Origin of the sequence: Microbacterium azadirachtae (assembly GCF_025583665.1) — a bacterium.
GTDB classification, from domain to species: domain Bacteria; phylum Actinomycetota; class Actinomycetes; order Actinomycetales; family Microbacteriaceae; genus Microbacterium; species Microbacterium azadirachtae.
Genome location: NZ_CP099706.1, coordinates 1,131,174 through 1,148,182, shown reverse-complemented (window position 1 = coordinate 1,148,182; position 17,009 = coordinate 1,131,174). Strand labels below are relative to the sequence as shown.

Below are 17,009 nucleotides of genomic sequence, written 5' to 3'. Positions count from 1 at the left end.
CGGGGGATCTGCGGCAGGGGCAGCGCGACGGGAGAGCTCACACCCGCGATTCTATCGGCGCCTCCTGGCAAGGGGCCGGGACCGGCGCCGTCCCGGGGCCCGCCGTCGGCGTCCGGGGCCCGCGTTATCCTGAACGCGCCCCGATCGACAGGATGCGATGACCGTCTTCCACGCCGCCGCCGGCGAGACTCCGCCGGCCGATGCCGTCTCCCCGCGCGATTCCACGGCGGAGGCGCCGACCTCGATCGCACGCCTGAACGCCACCATCCGCGACTTCGTGGCGCAGTGGGGCACCGTCTGGGTCGAGGGCGAGATCACCAGCTGGAACCTGCGCGCCGGCAACGTCTTCGCGCGGCTCAAGGACACGCGGTCCGACGCGCAGATCTCGATCCGGATCTGGTCGAGCGTGCGGGCGCGGATCCCGGCCGATCTCGCGGTGGGCGACCACGTCGTCGCCGCCGTCAAGGCCGACTACTTCGTCAAGGCGGGCGATTTCAGCTTCGCCGTCTCCGCCATGAAGCACGTCGGCCTCGGCGATCAGCTCGAGCGGCTGGAGCGGCTGCGCGCCCAGCTGCGCCAGGAGGGGCTGTTCGATCCGGCGCGCAAGAAGCCGCTCCCCTTCCTCCCCCACCTGATCGGCCTGATCACCGGCGAGAACTCCGACGCCGAGAAGGACGTGCACCGCAACGCCGAGCTGCGCTGGCCGCAGGTGCGGTTCCGCACCGTCCACGCGGCGGTGCAGGGAGACCGGTGCGTCCCGGAGACGCTCGCCGCGCTCAAGCGCCTCGACGCGGATCCGGATGTCGATGTGATCATCATCGCCCGCGGCGGCGGCGACCCGCAGACCCTGCTCGGCTTCAGCGACGAGCGTCTCGTGCGTGCGGTCGCGGCGGCGACGACCCCCGTGGTCAGCGCGATCGGGCACGAGAACGACCACCCGCTGCTGGACGATGTGGCGGACCTCCGCGCCTCCACGCCCACCGACGCCGCCAAGCGCGTGGTGCCGGACCTGGGCGAGCAGCGCGCCCTCGTCGCCCAGCTGCGCGCCAGGGCCACCACCCGCGTCTCGCAGCGCGTCGCGCACGACATCGCACAGCTCGAGCAGCTGCGCTCGCGCCCTGTGCTGCGCGATCCGGATCCGCTCATCGAGCGCCGTGCACAGGAGGTCTGGCTGCTCTCGGCGCGGTCGCGCGACACCCTCGGCCGCACGATCGACACCGCCTCTCGACGCACCGCGGAACTGCGCGCCTCGCTGCGCGCACTCTCCCCCGCCGCCACCCTGGCGCGCGGCTACGCGATCGCGCACCGCGACGACGGCCGCATCGTGCGCGACGCCGCGGACGCCCCGACAGGGACCGTGCTCACCGTCACGGTGGACCGCGGATCGCTGCGCGCCGTCTCGGAGGGCGAGATCGAGGAGCCGGCCGAAGCCGCCTCCGGCTCGGCCGGCGGGGCTGATGCACGCCGGTAGGATGGAGGCGTGACTGTGTCGAACGAGCCGTCCGCCTCCGCAGGGACCTCTGCGCCGACCGTCGCCGATCCGGCTTCGCTCAGCTTCGAGCAGGCCAGGGACGAACTGGTGCGCGTCGTCGCCGAGCTCGAGCAGGGCGCGCCCACGCTCGAGCAGTCCCTCACGCTCTGGGAGCGCGGCGAGGCCCTCGCCGCGCGCTGCGAGGAGTGGCTCGTCGGCGCCAAGCGCCGCCTCGACGCCGCCCGCTCGAACGCCGAGGAGGGCGGACGATGAGCCGCGCGCCGAAACAGCCGCCCGTCGTCGCCGAACTGGGACGCCCGGAGACCGCGCAGGAGACCGCCGACCGCAAGGCCGCGTCGTCGGCCGCGTACCGGTCCAGTCAGACCTTCCGCGGCCTCATCGCGGCCCTGATCGCCACTGTCGGCGTCGTGCTGCTCATCGTGCTGATCGTGCCCCGCGGCGACTTCACCGGCGCCAGCAAGGTGGATCTTCCGGCTGCGGCCAAGAACGCGCAGAGCGCCATGGACCGCCCGGTGCTGCTGCCGACGCCGCCGAACAACTGGCGCGTCAACAAGGCCGTGCTGACCGACGGCAAGCCCGTCGTCTGGGACATCACCGTCGCCCCTCAGGCCGACGACGCCCGTGGCTACGCGCACATCGCCCAGGCGTTCGACGCCGACGCGAGCTGGGCGCTCACGCCCCTGCGCGGCACGACCTCGAAGAACACCGTGAAGATCGGCGGACGGACGTGGGACGAGTACGTCATCGCGCGCCCCGACGCCTCGGCGAACATCAACTACGCGCTCGGCACGCAGGTCGGCAAGGACTACGTCCTCGTGTACGGCGCACTCGGCAAGGCAGGAACCGCGGAGCTGGTCGCGAAGATCAGCCCCCAGATCGACGAGCTCGAAGGCGGACGATGACCGACACCACGACCCTCACCCCCGACGAGGCCTGGCGGCTCATGAGCGAGGGGAACCAGCGCTTCGTCGCCGGCACGCCCGCGCACCCGAACCAGGACGTGGGCAAGCGCCACGAGCTCGTCGACGGACAGGCTCCGATGGCCACCCTGTTCGGCTGCTCCGATTCGCGGCTGGCCGCCGAGATCATCTTCGACAAGGGCCTCGGCGACCTCTTCGTGGTGCGCAATGCGGGCCAGGTCATCGGCGAGTCGATCGTCGCGAGCCTCGAGTACGCGGTGGCCGTGCTGGGCGTCCCGCTCATCGTCGTGCTCGCCCATGACAGCTGCGGCGCCGTGCGCGCCGCGATCGACGGCACCGCGATCGACGCCGCTCCCCTGCCCCCGCACATCTGGAAGCTCGTCGCCCCGATCGTCCCGGCCGCGCGCAAGGTGCTCGCCGAGCAGGGCGGATCCACGGTCGCCGACATCGACCCCGAGCTCGTGGGCCAGGAGCACCTGCGCAACACGGTGCGGGACCTGCTGCAGTCCTCCGAGCTGATCTCCCAGGCCGTGACCGAGGGCCGCCTCGGCATCGTCGGCGCGAACTACCGGCTGAACGAGGGCACGGCCGTGCCCGTCGTCACCGCGGGCCTCACCGTCGCCCCCTGAACATCCCCCTTCATCACACCGTCACATCTGGAGGAACAGCAGTGACCGACAACGACCAGTACCGGATCGAGCACGACACCATGGGCGAGGTGCGTGTGCCCGTGAACGCGCTCTACGGCGCGCAGACCCAGCGCGCGGTGGAGAACTTCCCGATCTCCGGCAAGGGTCTGGAGCCGACGCAGATCGCGGCCCTCGCCCGGATCAAGAAGGCTGCGGCGCTCGCCAACAAGGAGCTCGGCACGCTCGACGGCGCCATCGCCGACGCGATCGCACAGGCGGCCGACGAGGTCGCTGCGGGCAAGCACGACGGCGAGTTCCCGGTCGACACCTACCAGACCGGATCCGGCACCTCCTCGAACATGAACATGAACGAGGTGCTCGCGACCCTCGCGACCCGCATCCTGGGCGCGACCGTGCACCCGAACGACCACGTGAACGCGTCGCAGTCGTCGAACGACGTCTTCCCCACCTCGGTGCACATCGCCGTCACCCAGGCGCTCATCGACACGCTGATCCCCGCCCTGGACCACCTGGCCGTCGCCCTCGAGGCCAAGGCGGAGCTGTGGAAGGACGCGGTCAAGTCCGGCCGCACCCACCTGATGGACGCCACGCCGGTCACCCTCGGCCAGGAGTTCGGCGGCTACGCCCGCCAGATCCGCCTCGGCATCGAGCGCGTCCAGGCGGCGCTCCCCCGGGTCGCGGAGGTCCCCCTCGGCGGCACCGCGGTCGGCACCGGCATCAACACGCCGCTCGGCTTCCCGCAGAAGGTCATCGCGCTGCTCGCAGCCGAGACCGAGCTGCCGATCACCGAGGCCAAGGACCACTTCGAGGCTCAGGCGAACCGCGACGGGCTGGTCGAGGCGTCGGGCGCCCTGCGCACGATCGCCGTCTCCCTGACCAAGATCAACAACGACCTGCGCTGGATGGGCTCCGGCCCGAACACCGGCCTCGGCGAGCTGCACATCCCCGACCTGCAGCCGGGCTCCTCGATCATGCCGGGCAAGGTCAACCCCGTCATCCCCGAGGCCGTCCTGATGGTGTGCGCGCGCGTGATCGGCAACGACGCGACCGTCGCCTGGGCCGGCGCCTCCGGCTCGTTCGAGCTGAACGTGGCGATCCCGGTCATGGGCACGGCGCTGCTCGAGTCGATCCGCCTGCTCTCCAACGCCGTGCGCGTGCTCGCCGACAAGACCGTCGACGGCCTGCAGGCGAACCTCGAGCGCGCCGCCGCGTTCGCCGGCATGAGCCCGTCGATCGTCACGCCGCTGAACAAGCTCATCGGCTACGAGGCGGCGGCGAAGATCGCCAAGCACGCCGTCGCCAAGGGCATCACCGTCCGCGACGCCGTGATCGACCTCGGCTACGTGGAGCGCGGCGAGCTCACCCTCGAGCAGCTCGACGCCAAGCTCGACCTCCTCTCGATGACGCACGCCGGCTGATCCCGGATCCGCGCACGGATGCCGCGTCCCTCCCGGGGCGCGGCATCCGTCGTCTGTACGGTGCGGCACTCGCGTCGCGCGGCACCGCGTGCCCTTAGATCGGCTCGAACCGGAACCGCGCGAGCACTGCGAGCGTGTCGTCGGTCACGCGGAAGGACGGATCCCCCGCGTGATCGTGGTACTCGGATCCGTGCCAGAAGCCCTCGTGTCCTTCGCGCCACTCGGCGACGGACGCGAAGCCCTCTCCTTCCGCGAGCGCATGCTCGAGGTCGACGTCGCCGACGCGGACGATCCGCACCTCGCTGATCTGCTCGATGCCGACCGGATCTCCTGCGGAGTCGATCACGACGGCACGGTCGCCGACCTCGGGAAGAGGCTCGCCCTCGCGCTCGTAGTCGCGAAGCAGGCTCGTTGTCGACGTCTTCTCCCCCGCGATGATCGCCGCGACCAGGGAGTCTCGCAGCGGGCCGGGAAAGCCGTACTCGGAGACCGGCAGCTCTTCAGTCATCCTCTCAGCGTATGCGGCGACGCCATCTCAGCTGAGTTCGCTGCCCTCCAGCAGCTCGGTGACGAGGGCGGCGATCGCGGAGCGCTCGGAGCGCTGCAGGGTCACGTGCCCGAACAGGTCGTGGCCCTTGAGCGTCTCGATGACGCTCGCGATGCCGTCATGGCGACCGACGCGGAGGTTGTCGCGCTGGCCGACGTCGTGGGTGAGCACGACGCGCGAGTTCTGCCCCATCCGGCTCAGCACGGTGAGCAGCACGTTGCGTTCGAGCGACTGGGCCTCATCGACGATCACGAACGCGTCGTGCAGCGAGCGACCGCGGATGTGCGTGAGCGGCAGCACCTCGAGCATGCCCCGTTCGACGACCTCGTCCATGACGTTGCCGGAGACGACGGAGCCGAGGGTGTCGAACACCGCCTGACCCCACGGGCTCATCTTCTCGTCCTTGTCGCCGGGCAGGTAGCCGAGCTCCTGGCCGCCGACGGCGAACAGCGGGCGGAACACGATGATCTTCTTCTGCTGCTGCCGCTCCAGCACGGCCTCGAGCCCCGCGCACAGCGCGAGCGCCGACTTGCCGGTGCCGGCGCGTCCGCCGAGCGAGACGATGCCGACCTCGGGATCCAGGAGCAGATCGATCGCGATGCGCTGCTCGGCCGAGCGTCCGTGCAGGCCGAACACCTCCCGGTCTCCGCGGACGAGGGCGTACTCGCCGTCGCCGGTGACGCGGCCGAGAGCGGAGCCCCGCTCGGAGTGGATGATCAGGCCGGTGTTGACCGGGAGGCCGATCGCCTCCTCGCTCGTTCCGATCTCGCTCTCGTACAGGTCGCTCATCTCATCGCCGGACAGCGAGATCGAGCTGATCCCGGTCCAGCCGGAGTCGACGGCCTGCTCGGCCAGGTACTCCTCCGCGTTGACGCCCAGCGAGGCCGCCTTGACCCGCATCGGGAGGTCCTTCGAGACGACCGTGACGTCCTGTCCGTCTTCGGCGAGGTGCATCGCCACGGCGAGGATGCGACTGTCGTTGTCGCCGAGGCGGATGCCGCTCGGCAGCACCGACAGGTCGGTGTTGTTGAGCTCGACGCGCAGCGTGCCGCCGTCGCCGATCGGCACCGGGAAGTCGAGTCGACCGTGCTCGACGCGCAGCTCGTCGAGGTGGCGCAGCGCGCGCCGGGCGAAGTACCCGAGCTCGGGGTCGTGGCGCTTGCCCTCCAGCTCGCCGATCACGACGACCGGCAGGACGATGGAGTGCTCGGCGAAGCGGAAGAACGCCTGCGGATCCGACAGCAGCACGGACGTGTCGAGCACGTACGTCTTCAGATCCTGGTCGGGCGTTGCACCTCCCGGATGTCCTGCCGTGTCACTGGCGGCGCTCACGGCGCTGGTGCGGGTGCTGCTCTTCAGTGCTGTACGTGCGGCCACAACCCTCTCCCGACCCGGGAAGCTTCCCGGTGCTAGGCGAGTCGACCAGGGCCACGAGTCGCGATCCTTGAGGCCGACTCGATCGGACGCCGTGTCCGATGGCTCGAAGGTACGACCTGCCGCCGTGTCCGCGCACTTCGACACGCGTGGTTGAAGGTTAAGTCCGTGTTAACGGTTGGCGGCGTCCGCGAGCACGGCGTCGAGCATCCCCAGCGTGTCCGCCGTGGTTCCGGCATGCGGCGCGACCCGCACGGCGCGGGCGTGCACCGTGACGCTGACACCCGCTGCGGCGAGCACCGCGCCCAGGCGCTCCGGATCCGCGACCCCGAGCACGACGATGCCGGCCCGCCGCTCGACCTCGCGGGGCGACACGACAGGGATCCCGCGCCGATCCGCCACGGCGAGCACCGCGTCGACGCGCGCTGCGAGCAGCGCTGCGACGTCGCGCACTCCCGCGGCGTGGATCTCCGCCGACGCGGCGGCGAGCCGTGCGGCGGCGAAGGGATCCGGCGCGCTGACGGCGTACGCCTGTGCGGACGCGATCGGATCAGGGAGGGCGTCGGTGGGCAGGCCTTTCGCGGACGTCGCGATCCGACCGCTCAGCACCGGTCGGATCCGCTCGCGCGCCTGCGGGGTGAAACGCGCGAAACCCGTTCCCCGGCCCGCGCGCAGCCACTTGTAGCCGTGCCCGACGACGACATCCGCCGCCGCCCAGTCCTCGTCCACCACGCCGAACGACTGCACGGCGTCGACGATGAGGAGGCGGTCGGGGCCGAGGAGGTCGCGGAGTGCGGCGAGGTCGGCGCGATATCCCGAGCGGAAGTCCACGTGGCTCACGACGAGGGCGGTCACCGTGGGATCCAGCGCCGCCGCGACCGCATCCGGCGTCACTCGCGTGTCGGCGGGCGCGATCCAGCGCGGCACCAGGCGGCCTGGGGCCGCGGACGCGGCGCGCTCCAGCGTGATGGTGACGCTCGGGAACTCGGCGGCGGAGGCGACGACCGTGCCTTCCAGGCCGGCGAGCGCCTGCTGGAGGGCGTGCGTGGACGACGGATGCAGGGTGACCTCATCCGCCGGGGCGCCCAGCAGGCCCGCGACCTCGTGCGCGGCGGCGGCACCCGCTTCCGAGGCGGCCGCGACGTCCTCCGCACGACCGGTGGAGAGCAGCTCCGCGGTGTCGCGCAGGGCCGCTCCGGCCGCCGCGGACATCGGCCCGAGCGCCGCCCAGTTCAGGTAGCCGGGATCCTCGCCGAAGGTGGCCGCGTACTCGTCGATGGCGCGCATCCCGCCAGTCTGACACGGTGCGACGACGGCTCCGCGCAGGCGGTCCTCAGCGTCCGAAGCGACGGTCGCGGTCGGCGTAGTCCCGGATCGCCCGCAGGAAGTCCACCTGGCGCAGGTCCGGGCCCAGCGCCTCCACGAAATAGAACTCGCTGTGCGCGCTCTGCCAGAGCAGGAAGTCGCTGAGCCGCTGCTCGCCGCTGGTCCGGATCACGAGGTCGGGATCGGGCTGCCCGCCGGTGTACAGGTGCTCGCCGATCATCTCGGGCGTCAGATGCGCGGCGAGGTCCTCCATCGTGCCGCCGGAGGCGTCGTGCTGGGCGAGGATCGAGCGCACGGCGTCGACGATCTCGTTGCGCCCGCCGTACCCCACGGCGAGGTTGACGTGCAGGCCCGTGTGGCTGCGCGTGCGCTCCTCGGCGTCGGCCAGCACCCGGGCGAGCTCCGACGGGAGGATCTCCGCGCGTCCCACGTGCTTGACGCGCCAGTTGCCCTCGTGGGAGAGGGCGTCGGCGAGTTCGCCGATGATCTCGATCAGGTCGGCGAGCTCTGCGGAGTCGCGCTTTCGCAGGTTGTCCGCGGAGAGCAGGTACAGCGAGACGACGCCGATGCCGAGCTCGTCGCACCAGCCGAGGAACTCACGCATCTTCGCGGCGCCGGCCCGATGTCCGTGCGCCGGGGTCGCGTAGCCGAGCTGCCGCGCCCAGCGGCGGTTGCCGTCGATCATCATCGCGATGTGATGCGGCACGGTCTGCGGATCGAGCCGGCGCCGCAGCCGTCGCGTGTACAGCCGATAGAGGGCGCCGCTGAAGGGCTGATCGGACCGTGCGCTCACGTGAATACGCTACCGCGCGCACGGCGTCGCACGATGTGCGCCTTCCCATCTCGTGCACGGCGTATGTACGGCTAACGGCATGCGGAGCGACCTAGCATGCAATCATGCGCAGAGCGACCCGAACCGCTGCACCGGATGTGCCCCAGCTGCCTCTCCTGGAGGCGGCCGGCCTCGACGCCCAGGTCGAGATCAAGCCGACGTGGCGCGGCTGGATCCATGCCGGCACGTTCCCTGTCGCGATCGCGGCGGGGATCGTGCTCATCGTGCTCGCCCACGGAACGGTCGCGAAATGGGCGGCCGTGGTGTTCATGGTGACCTCGCTGCTGCTCTTCGGCAACTCCGCGCTGTACCACCGGTTCAACTGGAAGCCGACGACCAAGGCGGTGCTCAAGCGCATCGACCACGCCAACATCCTGTTGCTGATCGCCGGCACCTACACCCCGCTCGCGACCCTCGCCCTCCCTCCGGGCAAGGGCGTGCTGCTGCTCACGCTGGTCTGGTCGGGTGCCGTGCTCGGGATCCTGTTCCGGGTGTTCTGGATCCACGCTCCGCGCTGGCTCTACGTCGCGCTCTACCTGCTGCTGGGGTGGGCCGCCGTCATGTACATCGTGGACCTGGTGCACGCCAACGTCGCGATGATGGTGCTCGTGTGCGTCGGCGGCCTGCTCTACACCGGCGGGGCGATCGTCTACGCGCTGAAGAAGCCCAACCCCTGGCCGGGCAGGTTCGGCTTCCACGAGATCTTCCACGTGTGCACGGTGCTGGCGTTCCTCTGCCACTGGACCGCGTGCCTGCTCATCTCGCTGACGCCGCTGCAGCCGTCCCTCGGGCTCCCCGGCTGAGTCAGGCCTTCGGGTCGTCCGCGCCCGGGTGCGGCTGCGCGTCGTCGCGCGTCGCGGCCTCTTCCGCGTCGAGCTCGGCGCGCACCTCCTCGCGATACCGCACTCGCCGGATCCGGCGCTGCATGTCCCAGATGAGCAGGGCGGCGAACACGACGACGACCGCCACGATCACGAAGCCCACGGGTCCCGGGGTGACCAGATTGGGGTCGACCGTCGGGGTCGGGGTGGGAGTCGCCGTCGCAGCAGCCAGGATCGCGTCGATCATCGCTCGCCTTTCAGAGTCGAGCCCGCGTCGCCGCGGGCTTCCGGGGTCGCCGCCCGGTCGGACTGAGGGTCGCGCGCGGGATAACCTGGAACCACCAGCCTAACGATCGGATGCACCCCGCCGTGACGACCCCCGCCCAGCTCGACGAGCGCTACGGCCGCGGACCCCGCCGGCGCCTCCCGATGATCCTCACGATCGCCGTCGCCGCGATCGTCGTGGGCGTCTTCGGCTGGTGGACGTGGCAGGGCTCGGCCGACACCGTCGACGTCACGGGCACCGGCTTCCACCTCGTCGACGACCACAGCGTCACGGTGTCCTTCCAGATCAGCGCGCCGACGAATCGTCCGGTGCACTGCATCGTCGAGGCGCAGGACGAGGAGTTCGGCATCGTCGGCTGGCGCCTCGTCACCTACCCCGCATCCGAGAAGCACTCGCGCGCGTTCACCGAGCATGTTCCGATCGTCTCGGCAGCCACCACGGGTTTGGTGAACTCCTGCTGGGTGTCCTAGGCTCATCCTGTTGATCGACGCCCCGGCAGGTGCCGGGGCGTCTTGGCATATCCGGGACCGTCTGCTCCCGGATCCGATTCGCAAGGAGTTCACCGTGTCGAACGACGCACAGGTCCCCTTCCTCACGCAGGAGGCCTACGACCGTCTTGTCGCGGAGCTGGAGAACCTCTCCACGGTCGGCCGCGAGGAGATCGCCAAGCGCATCGAGGTCGCGCGCGAGGAGGGCGACCTCAAGGAGAACGGCGGCTACCACGCCGCGAAGGACGAACAGGGCAAGATCGAGGCGCGCATCCGCACGCTCGAGACGCTGCTGAAGACGGCCAAGGTCAGTGAGGCGCCCGCGAGCCGCGGCATCGTCGAGCCCGGCACGGTCGTCACCGCCACAGTCGCCGGTGGCGAGGAGGTCTTCCTCCTCGGCAGCCGCGAGATCGCCGGTGGCACCGACCTCGACGTCTACAGCGAGGCGAGCCCGCTCGGATCCGCGATCCAGGGTCTCAAGGTCGGCGACAAGACCTCGTACGAGGCGCCGAACGGACGCTCGATCCAGGTCGAGATCCTGAAGGTCGAGACCTTCGCCGGCTGAGCCACGGCCTCTCTCTCCGGCGAACCCGCCGCGCCACCGATGGCCGGCGGGTTCGTCGTCTCCGTGCGCGACGAAGCGACGGCCGGTCGGCGGTGCCGCCTAGGATGAACGCGTGACCGATCCGCAGCAGCCCCGCCCTGTTCCGCCGCCCTCCGCGCCGGGATATCCGGCGCCGCCCGCCGCTCCGCCCGGGTACCCGGCACAGGCTCCCGCCGCGCCCGTCTACCAGGCGCCGCCCGGCGCCCTCTCCGGCCCCGCCGGCGGGTACGACGCCCCTTTCGCCCCCGCCTCCCCGCCGCGACGAGGCTCGGGTCTCGGACGCGTGGCGCTGCTGCTCGCGCTCCTCGCGAGCGTGGTGCTGACGATCGTCGGATCCGTGCTCGCCTGGCAGGTCGGCCACGGCATCGGCTCGTCGACCGATCTCTCGTCCCTGGAATCGAGGGTCGCCGCCCAGGACCTCTCCCTCCTCACGCCCGTGCGCGACCTCGTGCTGTGGGTCGAGATCACGTCGTGGGCCGCGACCGCACTGGGGATCTGGGCGCTCGTGCAGGGCATCGTCGCGATCGCCCAGCGTCGCGGACGCGCACCGGGCATCGCCGCGGTGATCATCGCCGTGATCGGGCCGTTCCTGTATGCGGTGGCGGGCTATGTGACCTTCGTCGTCGCCCTGGGGCTCGCGGCCTCGCAGAGCTGAGCGACGTACCGCCCCATCCGCAGACGACGGTCAGCGCGGAGCGTGGTGCTTCTGCTGGGCCGCGAGCAGGCCTTCCTCGATCAGCTGCTCCACCGCGTCGGCCGCGTCGGAGATCAGGATCGGAAGGTTCGGTCGCTCGGCGGCGCCGAAGGGTGCGAGCACCCAGTCCGCGGGGTCCTGCCGCCCCGGAGGGCGCCCGATCCCGACCCGCACCCGGGGGAAGTCGGGGGTCGTCAGCACACGGGCGACATCGCGGATGCCGTTGTGCCCGCCGTGCCCGCCGCCGATCTTGAGCTTGATGGTGTCGAACGGGATGTCGAGCTCGTCGTGCACGAGCACCACCCGCTCGGGGTCCACGGAGTAGAACCGCGCGAGCGCGCCGACCGGGGCGCCGGACACGTTCATGAAGCTGTTGGGCTTGGCGAGCACCAGCTTGTCGCCGCCGGGTCGCACCCAGGTCTCCACGACGCGGGCGCCCGCCTTGTGCTCGCGGAACGCCTCGCCACGCCGGGACGCGAGCTCGTCGACCACCATCTGCCCCACGTTGTGCCGGGTCGTGGCGTACTTCGGACCCGGGTTGCCGAGCCCCACCACCAGCCACGTCTGCGCCATGGATCCATCCTCCTGGAGTGAGTAGAGAGACGAGAAGGGGGCGCGAACGAATCGCGCCCCCTTCTCGGAGTTCTAGGACCGGACGGTCACTCCGCCGTCTCGGACGCGATCGCGTCGGCCTCGAGCGCATCGCCCTCGGCCTCGGCGAGCGAGTCGGCGACGCCCTGTGCAGACACCGCGACGATGAGCAGCTCGGGGTCGGCGATCAGCGTGACGCCCTTGGGCAGCTTCACGTCGGCGGCGGTGATGTGCGAGCCCTCCTCGAGTCCCTCGACGGAGACCTCGACGTGCTCGGGGATGTGGGTGGCCTCGGCCTCGACAGCCAGGTGCGTGTTCTCCAGCTGCACGATCGTGCCCGCGAACGCCTCGCCGACGACGACGACGGGGAGCTCGATCGAGACCTTCTCGCCCTTCTTCACGACGAGCAGGTCGATGTGCTCGATGATCTGGTGCACCGGGTCCTTCTGCACGTCCTTGACGAGAGCGAGCTCGGCACGGCCCTCGATGTCCAGCTCGAGCAGCGCGTTGGCGCGACGGATGAGCAGGGCGACCTGGTGGCCCGGCAGCGCGACGTGCACCGGCTCGGTGCCGTGGCCGTAGATGACGGCCGGGATCTGGCCCGCGGCGCGCAGACGGCGGGCGAAGCCCTTGCCGAAGCTGGTGCGGAGCTCGGCGACAACCTTGTTGTCTTCGGTCATGATGTTCTCCTCGTTCACACGCGGCTCAGGGGCCGTGCGGTGGTCTGGGTGCGTCGTCTCGACACGACGGAAGGAGAGCCAGAGCTCACCGCGTCGATCACGGATGTGCACGCGCACGCGCCATCCCTCGCCGAGGACCACACCATGTTACCCGAGTTCGGCCGATGCTTCTGACGATAGGCTGTACGGCATGACCGATGGTGCATTCCTCTCCGAAGCGCTGGCCTGGCTGATCGGCCTGATGGCCGTCGGCGCCACCGTCCTCTGCTTCGGCGCCCTGTTCTCGCTCGGCCGCTCCGGCTACCGCAAGGACTGAGGCCTTCGACGAAGAACCGCGCCGCCCGAGGGCGACGCGGTTCTTCTCGTGTGTCGGGGAAGCGGCTCAGCCCACGCCGAGGTACGCCTCCTTGACGGCCGGGTCGGCGAGCAGTTCCTTGCCGGTGCCGGTGCGGGTGATCGCACCCGTCTCGAGCACGAATGCACGGTGCGCCCTGGCGAGCGCCTGATTCGCGTTCTGCTCCACGAGCAGCACGGTCGTCCCCTGCGCGTTGATCTCGGTGATGATCTTGAAGATCTGCCGGATGAACTGCGGTGCGAGTCCCATCGAGGGCTCGTCCAGCAGCAGCACGCGCGGCTGGGACATCAGCGCGCGCCCGATGGCGAGCATCTGCTGCTCGCCGCCGGACATCGTGCCGCCCAGCTGCTTCTTGCGCTCGTCGAGACGCGGGAACAGCGAGAACACGCGCTCGTACGACTCGGAGACGCCCGACTTGCTCTTCAGGCCGAACGTGCCCATGTCGAGGTTCTCCAGCACCGTCATGCCGGGGAAGATCCCCCTGCCCTCGGGCGACTGCGAGATCCCCTTGACGACGCGCAGGTGCGCCTTCATCTTGGTGATGTCCTCACCGTCGAACGTGATCGATCCGCTGGACGGCTGCAGCAGTCCGGAGATCGTGCGCATGGTGGTCGTCTTGCCCGCGCCGTTCGCGCCGATCAGCGAGACGATCTCGCCCTCGTCCACGGAGAAGGAGATGTCATGGATCGCCTTGATCCGCCCGTAGTGGACGGAGACGTCCTTCAGCTCAAGCAACGTCATCTTCAGGCACTCCCAGGTAGGCGGCGATCACACGCGGGTCGTCACGGATCACCGCGGGCACGTTGTCGGCGATCTTCTTGCCGAACTCGAGCACCACGATGCGGTCGGTGACCCCCATCACGAGCTTCATGTCGTGCTCGATGAGCAGGACGGTGTAGCCCTCGTCGCGGATGGACCGGATGAGGGCCATCAGGTCCTCCTTCTCGGCGGGGTTGAAGCCGGCGGCCGGCTCGTCCAGGCAGAGCAGCTTCGGATCCGTCGCGAGGGCGCGGGCGATCTCGAGGCGGCGCTGCGAACCGTAGGAGAGGTCTCTCGACCGCTTCTGCGCGTGCTGGGCGATGCCGACGAAATCGAGCAGAGCCATCGCGCGGTCGACCGAGCTGCGCTCCTCGCGGACGTGCCGGGGCAGGCGCAGCAGCGCACCGGGCACCGACGTGCGGTGCCGCGCGTCCAGGCCGACCACGACGTTCTCCAGGGCGCTCATCTCGCCGAAGAGGCGGATGTTCTGGAACGTGCGGGCGAAGCCCAGCCGCGTGATCTGGTGCTGCTTGCGTCCCTTGACCGACTGCCCCTCCAGGAGCACGTCGCCGCTGGTCGGCTTGTAGACGCCCGTCATCGCGTTGAAGCAGGTCGTCTTGCCGGCCCCGTTGGGTCCGATGAGGCCGAGGATCTCCCCGCGCTTGATGTCGAACGTGACGTCGTCGAGGGCCGTGAGGCCGCCGAACTTGATCGTCAGGTTCTTCACCTCGACGAGCTTCTCCCCGACCGCCACGTCGATCTCGCGCTCGGATTCGGCGCCCTCGACGAGGGGCGGATCCTGTCCTGGCACGATGTCCGGCTCGGCGCCGGCGACCGTGGGCTCCTCGGGGGTCACCTCTTCAGGGACCTGGTTCTCGTGGGAATCGGTCACGACGCTCCTCCCTCCGTGCTCGGCGTGGCTGTTCGCGGCGGCTCCGCGCCCTTCGGCTTCTTCGGCGGCGCCACCCACTCGAGCGCCTTGCGCGAGTACGCCATGAGACGCATCTTCGCGGGGATCAGGCCCTGCGAGCGGTAGATCATCAGGATCACCAGGGCGATGCCGAAGATGAGGTACTTGTACTCGGCGATCGCCGTGAACCGCAGCGGGATGTACGCGACGATCGCGCCGCCGAGGATTGCGCCGACCTTGTTGCCGGTGCCGCCGAGCACGACGGCCGCCAGGAACAGGATCGAGGTTTGCACGTCGAACTTCTGGTTGTTCACGAAGCCGATCTGGCCCGCCATCAGCGCGCCGGAGAGGCCGCCGACGCTCGCGCCGATCGCGAACGCCCACACCTTGTACTTGAAGGTGGGCACGCCCATCGTCTCGGCGGCGTCCTCATCCTCGCGGATCGCGATGAAGGCGCGGCCGACGCGCGAGCGCTCGAGGTTGCCCACGAGCAGCAGCACGATGATCAGCACCGTGATCGTGAGCCAGTACCAGGGCGCACCGTTCGAGTTGGAGAAGATCGGAACACCGCTGGCGGTCTCCCCCGGCGGGCGGCCGATGTTCTGGAAACCGACCTGACCCTTCATCGCCGGGATGATCGTCGCGAGGATGCGCACGATCTCACCGAAGCCGAGCGTCACGATCGCGAGGTAGTCACCGCGCAGCCGCAGCGTGGGCACGCCGAGCACGACGCCGAAGATCATCGCGACGATCATCGCGGCCGGCAGAGTCCACAGGTAGGGGATCTTCAGGTACGGCGAATCGGGGCTGGTGAACATCGCCGCGGTGTACTGCCCCACGGCGAAGAAGGCCACGTAGCCGAGGTCGAGGAGCCCCGCGTAGCCGACCACGACGTTCAGGCCGACCGCCACGAGGGCGTACACCGCCATCGAGAACAGCGCGATCGACCAGTTGGTGCCCGGCGTCGTGCTGATCGGGAAGAAGTCCAGGTACGGCATCGCATACGCGATCGCGACCACCGGCAGCATCCAGGCCCACTGCATGGGCCGGGACATCTCGTTCCACCGTTCGCGGAGTCCGCGGAACGGACCGCGGCGAACCGCCGCGATCGACTCGGTCTCGATCGCCTCGCGGGCCGACTCGGCCGTGGGCAGCGGGCGCGGCCCGTCAGCGGAGGTGCTCATGCCTTGCTCCTTCCGAGTGTGGTGCCCAGGATGCCGGTCGGGCGAACCAGCAGCACGAGGACGAGGATGACGAACGCCACGACGTCGGCCCACTGGGCGTCGCCGAGGAGGATCTGTCCGTAGTTGCCGACGATGCCCAGCAGGATGCCGCCGAGCAGCGCGCCGCGGACGTTGCCGATGCCGCCGAGGACCGCCGCGGCGAACGCCTTGACGCCGAGGATGAAGCCGCCGTTGTAGATGACGCCCGAGGGCACCAGCATCACGTAGAAGAGGGCGGCGGCACCGGCGAGCAGACCACCGATCACGAACGTGATCACGATGGTGCGCTCCTTCGAGACGCCCATCAGGGTCGCGGTGTCAGGGTCCTGCGCGACGGCGCGGATCCCGCGCCCGGTCCTGCTGCGGCGGATGAACATGTCCGTTCCGACCATGAGCAGCACCGCGGCGACCACGATGATGATCTGCTGGTTGGTGATGATCGTGCCGAAGACGTCGAAGATCGGCTCCGGGATGAACATCGTCACGGCCGGCTGCGCGTTCGCCCCGCCGACGAACGGCAGGAAGATGATGTACTGGATCGCGAACGACACGCCGATCGCGGTGATCAGGAACGCCAGCCTCGGCGCGTTCCGTTTGCGCAGCGGTCTATAGGCGACGCGTTCGACGAGGAACGCCGTCACCGCCGAGGCCAGCATTCCGACCACGAGCGCGAGCAGCAGATCCATGATGATCTCCGCCGGCCCGATCGTGGGGGCGCTCGGGCCGAAGCCGAGAGTGGTGAGGGTGATCACGACGCCGTACGCACCCACGATGAAGACCTCGGAGTGGGCGAAGTTGATCAGGCTGAGCACACCGTAGACGAGGGTGTAGCCGACAGCGATGAGGCCGTATACGGCCCCGAAGGTGAGGCCGTCGAACGTCGCACTCCAGAAGTTCTGGAAGAGGGCGTTGACGTCGAAATTGATCCAGGAGTTGTCCGCGTGCACGACGGACTGAGCGAGGAGATCCAGCATTCGGGTTCGCTTCCACAAGGGGGGCGCTCGTGGCGCCCGGAGAGAGCAGAGGAAGAGAGCCCCGC

General features: G+C 69.9%; 21 protein-coding genes. 10 read left to right on the top strand and 11 right to left on the bottom strand.

The features are described 5' to 3' along the window. Positions 1-157 precede the first annotated feature (157 nt). The 5 genes from xseA (at position 158) to NFX31_RS05385 (ending at position 4,480) form a co-directional block, all read left to right on the top strand. Complete coding sequence (gene xseA / locus NFX31_RS05405) at positions 158-1,471, top strand: exodeoxyribonuclease VII large subunit (protein ID WP_262956942.1); 1,314 nt, start codon at positions 158-160, stop codon at positions 1,469-1,471. Positions 1,472-1,486: 15 nt separating this feature from the next. Next, positions 1,487-1,744, top strand: a complete 258-nt coding sequence (locus NFX31_RS05400; protein ID WP_045251396.1) for an exodeoxyribonuclease VII small subunit — start codon at positions 1,487-1,489, stop codon at positions 1,742-1,744. Beyond that, the gene (locus NFX31_RS05395; protein ID WP_045251395.1) at positions 1,741-2,394 is read left to right on the top strand and encodes a DUF4245 family protein; all 654 of its coding nucleotides are present in this window, start codon (positions 1,741-1,743) and stop codon (positions 2,392-2,394) included. Before NFX31_RS05400 ends, NFX31_RS05395 begins: the two co-directional genes overlap by 4 nt. Beyond that, positions 2,391-3,041: a carbonic anhydrase gene (locus tag NFX31_RS05390; RefSeq protein ID WP_045251394.1), complete on the top strand. Its 651-nt coding sequence runs from the start codon at positions 2,391-2,393 to the stop codon at positions 3,039-3,041. The genes NFX31_RS05395 and NFX31_RS05390 overlap by 4 nt, the downstream gene beginning before the upstream one ends. 80 nt (positions 3,042-3,121) lie before the next feature. Continuing rightward, the gene (locus tag NFX31_RS05385) at positions 3,122-4,480 is read left to right on the top strand and encodes a class II fumarate hydratase (protein WP_420847445.1); all 1,359 of its coding nucleotides are present in this window, start codon (positions 3,122-3,124) and stop codon (positions 4,478-4,480) included. A 94-nt stretch (positions 4,481-4,574) separates the two neighbouring features. On the opposite strand, the gene NFX31_RS05380 is transcribed toward NFX31_RS05385, so the two are convergent. The 4 genes from NFX31_RS05380 to NFX31_RS05365 form a co-directional block, all read right to left on the bottom strand. Continuing rightward, the gene (locus NFX31_RS05380) at positions 4,575-4,988 is read right to left on the bottom strand and encodes an ASCH domain-containing protein (RefSeq protein WP_262956941.1); all 414 of its coding nucleotides are present in this window, start codon (positions 4,986-4,988) and stop codon (positions 4,575-4,577) included. A 27-nt stretch (positions 4,989-5,015) separates the two neighbouring features. Continuing rightward, positions 5,016-6,359: a PhoH family protein gene (locus NFX31_RS05375; RefSeq protein ID WP_262957254.1), complete on the bottom strand. Its 1,344-nt coding sequence runs from the start codon at positions 6,357-6,359 to the stop codon at positions 5,016-5,018. A gap of 213 nt (positions 6,360-6,572) precedes the next feature. Then, positions 6,573-7,688 (bottom strand): aminotransferase class V-fold PLP-dependent enzyme, encoded by a 1,116-nt coding sequence (locus tag NFX31_RS05370; protein WP_045251392.1) that lies wholly within the window; start codon positions 7,686-7,688, stop codon positions 6,573-6,575. A gap of 46 nt (positions 7,689-7,734) precedes the next feature. Continuing rightward, on the bottom strand, positions 7,735-8,520 hold the full coding sequence (locus tag NFX31_RS05365) for an isoprenyl transferase (RefSeq protein ID WP_045251391.1): 786 nt from the start codon (positions 8,518-8,520) through the stop codon (positions 7,735-7,737). Between the two features lie 104 nt (positions 8,521-8,624). Between NFX31_RS05365 and trhA the strand changes: the two genes are divergently transcribed. Continuing rightward, a complete protein-coding gene (gene trhA / locus NFX31_RS05360; protein ID WP_045251390.1) occupies positions 8,625-9,362 on the top strand; it encodes a PAQR family membrane homeostasis protein TrhA in 738 nt (245 codons plus the stop codon). Between the two features lies 1 nt (position 9,363). On the opposite strand, the gene NFX31_RS05355 is transcribed toward trhA, so the two are convergent. Further along, positions 9,364-9,627 (bottom strand): hypothetical protein, encoded by a 264-nt coding sequence (locus NFX31_RS05355; RefSeq protein WP_045251389.1) that lies wholly within the window; start codon positions 9,625-9,627, stop codon positions 9,364-9,366. 122 nt (positions 9,628-9,749) lie between these two features. Between NFX31_RS05355 and NFX31_RS05350 the strand changes: the two genes are divergently transcribed. The 3 genes from NFX31_RS05350 (at position 9,750) to NFX31_RS05340 (ending at position 11,413) form a co-directional block, all read left to right on the top strand. Continuing rightward, entirely contained in the window at positions 9,750-10,136 is a 387-nt protein-coding gene (locus NFX31_RS05350) for a DUF4307 domain-containing protein (protein ID WP_045251475.1), read from the top strand. A 94-nt stretch (positions 10,137-10,230) separates the two neighbouring features. Beyond that, the gene (gene greA, locus NFX31_RS05345) at positions 10,231-10,719 is read left to right on the top strand and encodes a transcription elongation factor GreA (RefSeq protein WP_045251388.1); all 489 of its coding nucleotides are present in this window, start codon (positions 10,231-10,233) and stop codon (positions 10,717-10,719) included. A gap of 112 nt (positions 10,720-10,831) precedes the next feature. Beyond that, entirely contained in the window at positions 10,832-11,413 is a 582-nt protein-coding gene (locus NFX31_RS05340) for a hypothetical protein (protein WP_045251387.1), read from the top strand. A gap of 30 nt (positions 11,414-11,443) precedes the next feature. Here the strand turns inward: NFX31_RS05340 and pth are convergent, their stop codons facing one another. Then, the gene (pth, locus tag NFX31_RS05335) at positions 11,444-12,025 is read right to left on the bottom strand and encodes an aminoacyl-tRNA hydrolase (protein ID WP_045251386.1); all 582 of its coding nucleotides are present in this window, start codon (positions 12,023-12,025) and stop codon (positions 11,444-11,446) included. 86 nt (positions 12,026-12,111) lie between these two features. Further along, on the bottom strand, positions 12,112-12,726 hold the full coding sequence (locus NFX31_RS05330) for a 50S ribosomal protein L25/general stress protein Ctc (RefSeq protein ID WP_045251474.1): 615 nt from the start codon (positions 12,724-12,726) through the stop codon (positions 12,112-12,114). A gap of 187 nt (positions 12,727-12,913) precedes the next feature. On the opposite strand from NFX31_RS05330, the gene NFX31_RS05325 reads away from it, so the two are divergent. Then, complete coding sequence (locus NFX31_RS05325; protein ID WP_258955456.1) at positions 12,914-13,039, top strand: hypothetical protein; 126 nt, start codon at positions 12,914-12,916, stop codon at positions 13,037-13,039. Positions 13,040-13,105: 66 nt separating this feature from the next. On the opposite strand, the gene NFX31_RS05320 is transcribed toward NFX31_RS05325, so the two are convergent. From NFX31_RS05320 to NFX31_RS05305, 4 genes are read right to left on the bottom strand one after another with little or no spacing between them, the layout of a single operon-like run. Further along, the gene (locus NFX31_RS05320) at positions 13,106-13,819 is read right to left on the bottom strand and encodes an ABC transporter ATP-binding protein (protein ID WP_045251385.1); all 714 of its coding nucleotides are present in this window, start codon (positions 13,817-13,819) and stop codon (positions 13,106-13,108) included. Then, positions 13,806-14,729, bottom strand: a complete 924-nt coding sequence (locus NFX31_RS05315) for an ABC transporter ATP-binding protein (RefSeq protein ID WP_045251384.1) — start codon at positions 14,727-14,729, stop codon at positions 13,806-13,808. The genes NFX31_RS05320 and NFX31_RS05315 overlap by 14 nt, the downstream gene beginning before the upstream one ends. Beyond that, the gene (locus NFX31_RS05310) at positions 14,726-15,931 is read right to left on the bottom strand and encodes a branched-chain amino acid ABC transporter permease (RefSeq protein ID WP_045251383.1); all 1,206 of its coding nucleotides are present in this window, start codon (positions 15,929-15,931) and stop codon (positions 14,726-14,728) included. The genes NFX31_RS05315 and NFX31_RS05310 overlap by 4 nt, the downstream gene beginning before the upstream one ends. Continuing rightward, positions 15,928-16,944 (bottom strand): branched-chain amino acid ABC transporter permease, encoded by a 1,017-nt coding sequence (locus NFX31_RS05305; RefSeq protein WP_045251382.1) that lies wholly within the window; start codon positions 16,942-16,944, stop codon positions 15,928-15,930. Before NFX31_RS05305 ends, NFX31_RS05310 begins: the two co-directional genes overlap by 4 nt. Positions 16,945-17,009 lie beyond the last annotated feature (65 nt).

Bases quoted from the DNA above. Each gene is read 5' to 3' on its own strand.
- xseA (WP_262956942.1), top strand. From the start codon at position 158: ATGACCGTCTTCCACGCCGCCGCCGGCGAGACTCCGCCGGCCGATGCC.
- NFX31_RS05395 (WP_045251395.1), top strand. From the start codon at position 1,741: ATGAGCCGCGCGCCGAAACAGCCGCCCGTCGTCGCCGAACTGGGACGC.
- NFX31_RS05390 (WP_045251394.1), top strand. From the start codon at position 2,391: ATGACCGACACCACGACCCTCACCCCCGACGAGGCCTGGCGGCTCATG.
- NFX31_RS05385 (WP_420847445.1), top strand. From the start codon at position 3,122: ATGGGCGAGGTGCGTGTGCCCGTGAACGCGCTCTACGGCGCGCAGACC.
- NFX31_RS05380 (WP_262956941.1), bottom strand. From the start codon at position 4,988: ATGACTGAAGAGCTGCCGGTCTCCGAGTACGGCTTTCCCGGCCCGCTG.
- NFX31_RS05370 (WP_045251392.1), bottom strand. From the start codon at position 7,688: ATGCGCGCCATCGACGAGTACGCGGCCACCTTCGGCGAGGATCCCGGC.
- trhA (WP_045251390.1), top strand. From the start codon at position 8,625: ATGCGCAGAGCGACCCGAACCGCTGCACCGGATGTGCCCCAGCTGCCT.
- NFX31_RS05355 (WP_045251389.1), bottom strand. From the start codon at position 9,627: ATGATCGACGCGATCCTGGCTGCTGCGACGGCGACTCCCACCCCGACC.
- pth (WP_045251386.1), bottom strand. From the start codon at position 12,025: ATGGCGCAGACGTGGCTGGTGGTGGGGCTCGGCAACCCGGGTCCGAAG.
- NFX31_RS05325 (WP_258955456.1), top strand. From the start codon at position 12,914: ATGACCGATGGTGCATTCCTCTCCGAAGCGCTGGCCTGGCTGATCGGC.
- NFX31_RS05320 (WP_045251385.1), bottom strand. From the start codon at position 13,819: ATGACGTTGCTTGAGCTGAAGGACGTCTCCGTCCACTACGGGCGGATC.
- NFX31_RS05310 (WP_045251383.1), bottom strand. From the start codon at position 15,931: ATGAGCACCTCCGCTGACGGGCCGCGCCCGCTGCCCACGGCCGAGTCG.
- NFX31_RS05305 (WP_045251382.1), bottom strand. From the start codon at position 16,944: ATGCTGGATCTCCTCGCTCAGTCCGTCGTGCACGCGGACAACTCCTGG.